The 6,197-nt window shown below is 54.4% G+C and carries 9 protein-coding genes; 8 read left to right on the top strand and 1 reads right to left on the bottom strand.

All coding sequences use genetic code 11. The annotated features are described in order from the left end of the window. From MELB17_RS22805 to MELB17_RS22785, 5 genes are all read left to right on the top strand, one after another. On the top strand, window positions 1-661 hold a 661-nt coding region (locus MELB17_RS22805), incomplete at its 5' end, for an ABC transporter permease subunit (protein ID WP_007352708.1). Then, window positions 661-1,932: a high-affinity branched-chain amino acid ABC transporter permease LivM gene (livM, locus tag MELB17_RS22800; RefSeq protein ID WP_007352707.1), complete on the top strand. Its 1,272-nt coding sequence runs from the start codon at window positions 661-663 to the stop codon at window positions 1,930-1,932. The genes MELB17_RS22805 and livM, both read left to right, overlap by 1 nt. 6 nt (window positions 1,933-1,938) lie before the next feature. Beyond that, on the top strand, window positions 1,939-2,694 hold the full coding sequence (gene livG, locus MELB17_RS22795; protein ID WP_007352706.1) for a high-affinity branched-chain amino acid ABC transporter ATP-binding protein LivG: 756 nt from the start codon (window positions 1,939-1,941) through the stop codon (window positions 2,692-2,694). A gap of 9 nt (window positions 2,695-2,703) precedes the next feature. Continuing rightward, on the top strand, window positions 2,704-3,405 hold the full coding sequence (locus MELB17_RS22790; protein ID WP_007352705.1) for an ABC transporter ATP-binding protein: 702 nt from the start codon (window positions 2,704-2,706) through the stop codon (window positions 3,403-3,405). Window positions 3,406-3,700: 295 nt separating this feature from the next. Next, complete coding sequence (locus tag MELB17_RS22785; RefSeq protein ID WP_007352704.1) at window positions 3,701-4,051, top strand: hypothetical protein; 351 nt, start codon at window positions 3,701-3,703, stop codon at window positions 4,049-4,051. 379 nt (window positions 4,052-4,430) lie between these two features. Here MELB17_RS22785 and MELB17_RS26005 read toward each other — a convergent pair whose 3' ends face one another. Beyond that, window positions 4,431-4,637, bottom strand: coding sequence for a hypothetical protein (locus MELB17_RS26005; protein ID WP_007352703.1), 207 nt, complete (start codon window positions 4,635-4,637; stop codon window positions 4,431-4,433). Here MELB17_RS26005 and MELB17_RS26000 point away from each other — a divergent pair. The 3 genes from MELB17_RS26000 to MELB17_RS22775 are packed head-to-tail and all read left to right on the top strand — an operon-like array spanning window position 4,590 to window position 6,135. Continuing rightward, window positions 4,590-4,808 (top strand): DUF4105 domain-containing protein, encoded by a 219-nt coding sequence (locus tag MELB17_RS26000; protein ID WP_264673259.1) that lies wholly within the window; start codon window positions 4,590-4,592, stop codon window positions 4,806-4,808. The genes MELB17_RS26005 and MELB17_RS26000 overlap by 48 nt on opposite strands. Continuing rightward, window positions 4,742-5,269, top strand: a complete 528-nt coding sequence (locus MELB17_RS25995) for a hypothetical protein (protein WP_007352702.1) — start codon at window positions 4,742-4,744, stop codon at window positions 5,267-5,269. Before MELB17_RS26000 ends, MELB17_RS25995 begins: the two co-directional genes overlap by 67 nt. Beyond that, window positions 5,239-6,135: an alpha/beta hydrolase gene (locus MELB17_RS22775; RefSeq protein ID WP_007352701.1), complete on the top strand. Its 897-nt coding sequence runs from the start codon at window positions 5,239-5,241 to the stop codon at window positions 6,133-6,135. Before MELB17_RS25995 ends, MELB17_RS22775 begins: the two co-directional genes overlap by 31 nt. Window positions 6,136-6,197 lie beyond the last annotated feature (62 nt).

Genomic DNA, 6,197 nt, shown 5'->3' with positions numbered 1-6,197 from the left:
GGGCAGTGGACGAGTGGCCTACCGGCCTGTGCGCGGTCGGCACCGCCTGATCCCGCTAATTTCCGCTATTGGTATGTCCATCTTTTTACAAAATTACATGCACCTGGCCCAGGGTTCTCGCAACGTCGGTTTTCCCTTACTGATCGAAGGCGGTTTCAATTTTGGTTCGGACGGCGCTTTCCAGATGTCGCTGTCGTACATGCAAATCACCATCTTCGTGACCACCCTGATCTGTATGACCGTGTTATCGACATTTATATCGCGCTCACGCACCGGTCGCGCTTGCCGTGCCGTATCCCAGGATCTGGGCATGGCCAACCTGCTGGGCATAGACACCAACCGCATCATATCCGCCACCTTTATTATTGGCGCCGCATTGGCGGCGGTTGCCGGCCTGCTGTTGGGCATGTACTACGGCTCGGTTGATCCGTTGTTTGGTTTTATCGCTGGCTTAAAGGCGTTTACCGCCGCGGTACTGGGCGGTATTGGCAGCATTCCAGGTGCAATGCTGGGCGGGCTTATTCTAGGCATCGCTGAAAGCATGACGTCAGGCTATCTGAGTGGTGAATACAAAGACGTCATCTCGTTCAGCTTGCTGATCCTGATTTTGCTGTTCAAACCGACCGGCCTGTTGGGCAAACCGGAGGTTGAAAAAATCTGATGGCGACTTCCAATGTTCGGCACGCACTCTTTTGTGCCATCGTAACCATTGTTATCTCTTACCCCATTTTGGGGCTGAATCTGGAAGCCGAAGGGGTCAATATTGTCCTGACTGGCACCGACGCCACCACCATCGTCGCCATTGCGTGTGCGGCCCTGATCGTGTTTTTGTTTCAGCTTTTCCGCGACAGCGTGATGGGCAAACTGGGCGCCGTGAGCGACCTGAACCCGCTGACCGGCCGCAAGCCCATGGAGCAAGACAAACGGGCAAAGCTTGAAAGCTGGGTACTGACCGGGCTGGTCGTTGTGGCGCTGTTCTGGCCATTTTTCTCGTCCCGCGGCGCAGTTGACCTGGCCACCCTGGTGCTGATTTACGTGATACTGGCGCTGGGCCTGAACGTGGTGGTGGGTTTGGCTGGCCTGTTGGACCTGGGCTACGTGGCTTTTTACGCTGTAGGCGCCTACACCTTTGCCTTGCTGTCGCAGTATTACGGCGTCTCGTTCTGGATGGCGCTGCCCCTGGGCGCTTTGCTGGCAGGGCTATTCGGCCTGCTTCTGGGTTTTCCGGTGCTGAGGCTAAGGGGCGACTACCTGGCCATTGTGACCCTGGGTTTTGGCGAAATTATCCGCATACTTCTGAACAACTGGACCAACGTGACCGGCGGGCCTAACGGCATTGGCGGCATTCCGGACCCTACCCTGTTCGGAATGGAATTTGGCCGACGTGTTAAAGGAGAAGGTAATACCTCGTTTCACGAAACCTTCGGCATCGCATACAGCGGCGAACACAAGGTCATATTCCTGTACCTGATTGCCCTGGTACTGGCCATTATCACCGCGCTGATTATTCGCCGGTTGATGAAAATGCCGGTAGGCCGCGCTTGGGAAGCTCTACGTGAAGATGAAATTGCCGCACGTTCCTTAGGCCTCAGCCGCACCGCGGTAAAGTTGTCGGCGTTTACCATCGGCGCCTTCTTTGCGGGTTTTGCCGGCACCATATTTGCCTCGAAACAGGGTTTTATTAGCCCGGAATCTTTCGTGTTCCTGGAATCAGCCATTGTTCTGGCCATTGTGGTGCTGGGCGGCATGGGCTCGCAAATTGGCGTAATACTCGCGGCCATTGCAGTCACCATACTGCCCGAGCTGGCACGGGAGTTTTCTGAATACCGCATGCTGATCTTTGGTGCCACCATGGTGCTGATGATGATCTGGCGACCCCAGGGATTGGTGCCCATGCGCCGTCTTCACATCACCCTAAAAACGCAGGAATAACAGGCAATGCTTGAAATACAAAACCTGGCAATGCGTTTTGGCGGTCTACTGGCGGTAGACGGCGTAAGTCTGGATGTTCAGGAACGGGAAATTCACTCTATTATTGGCCCCAACGGCGCCGGTAAAACCACCGTATTCAACTGTATGAGCGGGTTTTACAAGCCCAGCGGCGGCAAAATCATCTTTCAAGGCAAGGAAATTCAGGGCAAACCGGATTATAAAATCTCGCGCATGGGAATGGTGCGCACGTTTCAGCACGTGCGGCTGTTTACTCAAATGTCGGTGGTGGAAAACCTGTTGGTGGCACAGCACCGGCATTTGAACACCAACCTACTGGCTGGTCTGGTAAAAACGCCGAACTATCGTGAGCGTGAGCGCAAATCTCTAGATCGCGCCGCCTACTGGCTAGAGCGGATAGGCATGCTAGACCAGGCCAACGTCGATGCCGGAAACCTGTCTTACGGCCAGCAGCGGCGCCTGGAAATAGCACGCTGCATGGTCACCAAGCCGCAGCTGTTGATGCTGGACGAGCCCGCAGCCGGCTTGAACCCGGCGGAAACCCTGGAGCTGAACCAGCTGATTGTCAGCTTGAAAGAAGACTACAGCGTGTCGGTGGTGCTGATTGAGCACGACATGAACCTGGTAATGGATATTTCCGACCGGATTACGGTGATTAACCAGGGCCGCCCGCTTGCCAGCGGAACACCGCAGGAAGTGCGTGCAAACGAAGACGTTATCAAAGCCTACCTGGGCGAGGCCTGAGGACCAGCCATGTTGATACTGGAAGATATACACACCCACTATGGCAAAATCGAAGCCCTGCACGGCGTATCGGTTGAAATAAATGAGGGCGAAATTGTCTCGCTGATCGGCGCCAACGGCGCCGGCAAAACCACACTGCTGATGACTGTATGCGGTGCCCCCCAAGCCAGTGCTGGCCGGGTTGTGCTTGACGGCCGCGACATCACCAAAGAGCCGACTTCGCAAATCATGCGTTCCGGCATTGCCATAGTGCCCGAAGGCCGACGCATTTTTTCTGGGCTGACGGTGAAAGAGAACCTGCACATGGGCGGGTTTTTCAACACCAAGTCAGAAATCCGCAAAAGCCAGGAGCACGTTTACGAACTGTTCCCGCGCCTGAAAGAACGCGAAAGCCAGCGCGCCGGCACCATGTCTGGCGGCGAGCAGCAAATGCTGGCCATTGGCCGCGCGCTCATGAGCAAACCGCGACTGATCATTCTGGACGAGCCGTCCCTGGGCCTGGCACCGCTGATTATCAAGCAGATTTTCGAGATTATCGGCAAACTGCGCGATGACGGCATGACGGTATTTCTGGTAGAACAGAACGCCCACCAGGCTCTGAATTTGGCCGACCGGGGTTACGTGCTGGAAACCGGGCGCATTCGCCTGCATGACACGGGAGCAAACCTGCTGGTGAATCCACAAGTGCGGGAAGCGTATCTGGGTGGCTAAACTGACTTCTATCATTCAACACTGGAACAATCGGCCAAACTGATTGCACGACTCAGACAAGAACTCTTCTTTATGTTGCATAGGTCTCTTATATTACAACTTGCTCACAGAGTCGTATTCAAGCAATCCGAAGCTTTTATTTTTTTAAAATAATTGTTGAGACTATTGATAGAGACAATCAGACCAGAAGACTCTTGATGGAATTGCGGCTCTGATCGTAAGATCAGCGACGCCACGCGGTTGTTTTTCACACATCAAGGCACATAAAATTCACAAAATTTTAAAGGCATAATTGATGAAGATATTTGCTGTTCTCCTCTTTACATCAGTAATTTTTGGTTGCGCTTCTTCGTCTAAGGATCTTACACCTACCTATGTTTCACCGTTACAGTATCAAACTTATAACTGTGAGCAATTGGCAGCGGAAGAACAGAGACTCAGAGTAAGAGTAAGTGAACTCGGCGGGCGAATTGATGATAAAGCCGACAGAGACAAACTTCTGGTGGCGACACCTTATACAGTGTGGTTCGTTGGAGGAAACAAAGAGCAGGAAGCCGAGTTTTCAAGACTTAGCGGAGAGCTAAACGCATTACAACAAGGGGGAATATTAAGAACTTGCGTGGCGCCAGATCCGGTAAGGCAGTAGATGCTGTTGTGGCCCTGCTGGAAACAGACAAAACCCTGAGCAAATATGTAGCAGCCTGAGCTTTCGGCTCGAAAAGGATATCGCGCGCCACTGACGAAGCCACGCTTCCTAAGCCGTCCACCCGAAGCCCAAACTGGAACTAACTGACTATCGATACGCACTTAGCTTAATTTCGTGCTGGTCCCGTTTTAACTGATGCCAGGTTTAAAGCCTTTTGCTGCTCTTCTGTCCGACTCAGACAACCTTCATAAGCACCTAAACTTTGGTTCACTACCAATCCAATCGGTTCGATAACGGTCTCACCAGCCAGGCAGACGATGAAAACTTCTTCCTCACTAAAGTAGGAAAAACCTCACCAAAGGCAGAGTTCGAAGCGACACTAAGCGCCATCACAAAGCCCGGAGGAGGACATGCCCGCTGCCGTTTCCCTGCAGGAGATTATTAACTGAGACAACAACTTGGCTTGCTCCAGCAACCGGTAAAGCACCCAACCTTTTACCAGTTGGCCAATGAGCTGAATACCGACACTGTCGGCCTTGTGTTCGCGGCGTCCTATTTGAACAGCCCCTCGTCCATGTTTAGCCATACATTTCTGCGGCTGGCCCCGCCCCGGGGTGACGAAGAGACCAACCTGCTGCTGACCGACACATTTCCTACGCCGCGGACGCTGCGGCCCACGATGACGAACGATTGTTCGCTTACCGCGGCATTTTTCTTAGTTACACCAACAACAGGGAGCTACAGCTGGAAAAACTGACTGGCGTGGAGATACGCTCTGTCAGCCCTCGTAACCGCTTTTTCTCGCCGCTGTCGTGGCAGGTCAGCTTTGGCGGCCGACGCACGGATACGGGGCGTGAAAGAGTTCTGGCACCCTATCTGGACGGCGGTGCCGGCGGCAGCTGGCGAATCACCAACAACACTCAGGCGTTTGCCCTGGCAACGGCGGGTCTTGAAATCGATGATGACCTGGGTCGCGGTTACGATGCGGCGCCCGGAGCCGACCTCGGACTCCTGCACCAGAACCCCCGCTTCAGCCTGTTGGCCGGGGTGAAAACCAAAGCCTGGATTGTCAGCAGCCAACATCGCCAGGACCAGCTTTATGGCAAAGCCAGCTGGCATCTTGGCCGTGAATTCAGCGTGTTCGCCGAGTTTAACCGTGAAGACCACTTCGACAGGATGCAAAACACATGGCAAGCCGGCCTACACGCCTACTTCTGATTGGCTTAATGGCTGCTGGTTTCTCGCTGAGCGGTTGCAGTGGCCTGTTCTTTTTCCCCGACCAGACCACTTACATAACACCGGATCGGCTGAATCTGGAATACAGCGATGCTTTCATCAATACCGCAGACGGCGAAGTGTTGCACGGCTGGTGGTTGCCAGCCGCAGCCAAACAGCTGAGCGAAGGCAACATAGCATCGGAAAAAAACGCGAAAGGCACGGTTTATTACCTGCACGGCAACGCCCAGAACATCAGCAGCCACATCATGAACGTTGCCTGGCTGCCGGCAGAAGGTTACAACGTATTTGCGCTGGATTACCGCGGCTATGGCCGCTCAACCGGTACGCCGGATATTGAAGGCGCCCTGCACGATGTAGAACGCGGAATGCGCTGGCTAATCCAGCAACCACAAACCCAAGGCAAACCGATCTTCCTGCTAGGCCAAAGCCTGGGCGGCGCCCTCGCCATCCCCTTGGCCGCCGAGTGGCAGCAGCGCAACGAACAGCCACCCTTAGGTGGCGTCATCCTCGACGGCACTTTCGCCGGCTTTCGCGCCATTGCACGGGACAAACTCGCCAGCTTCTGGCTCACCTGGCCGCTACAGGCACCTCTGAGTTGGACCATCCCCAACGGCTACGAAGGGACCGACTATATCGGCCGTATCAGCCCCACGCCGCTATTAATGATTCACAGCGTGCGCGATGGCGTTATCCCTTTTGCCAACGGGAAAACCCTGTACCAGGCGGCGAAAGAGCCAAAGAAGTTTCTACAAACCGACACGCCCCACGCAGCGACTTTTGCCCTGCCGGAATACCAAAAGAGCCTGGTTGATTTTCTGATGACGAAGAGGGCAGCGACAGACTGAGCAAAGCCGGGGACAGACCGAGCAACGCTGGGGACAGACTTGAAGTCTGTCCCCGAACTGAG

The organism is Marinobacter sp. ELB17 (assembly GCF_000169375.1).
Lineage (GTDB): Bacteria > Pseudomonadota > Gammaproteobacteria > Pseudomonadales > Oleiphilaceae > Marinobacter.
Note: the sequence above shows the minus strand (reverse complement) of the source record. Positions and strands in the feature narration are given on the sequence as shown.

Excerpts from the sequence above, each read along its gene's own strand:
- livM (WP_007352707.1), top strand. The coding sequence starts at position 661 with ATGGCGACTTCCAATGTTCGGCACGCACTCTTTTGTGCCATCGTAACC.
- livG (WP_007352706.1), top strand. The coding sequence starts at position 1,939 with ATGCTTGAAATACAAAACCTGGCAATGCGTTTTGGCGGTCTACTGGCG.
- MELB17_RS22790 (WP_007352705.1), top strand. The coding sequence starts at position 2,704 with ATGTTGATACTGGAAGATATACACACCCACTATGGCAAAATCGAAGCC.
- MELB17_RS22785 (WP_007352704.1), top strand. The coding sequence starts at position 3,701 with ATGAAGATATTTGCTGTTCTCCTCTTTACATCAGTAATTTTTGGTTGC.
- MELB17_RS26005 (WP_007352703.1), bottom strand. The coding sequence starts at position 4,637 with ATGGCTAAACATGGACGAGGGGCTGTTCAAATAGGACGCCGCGAACAC.
- MELB17_RS22775 (WP_007352701.1), top strand. The coding sequence starts at position 5,239 with ATGGCAAGCCGGCCTACACGCCTACTTCTGATTGGCTTAATGGCTGCT.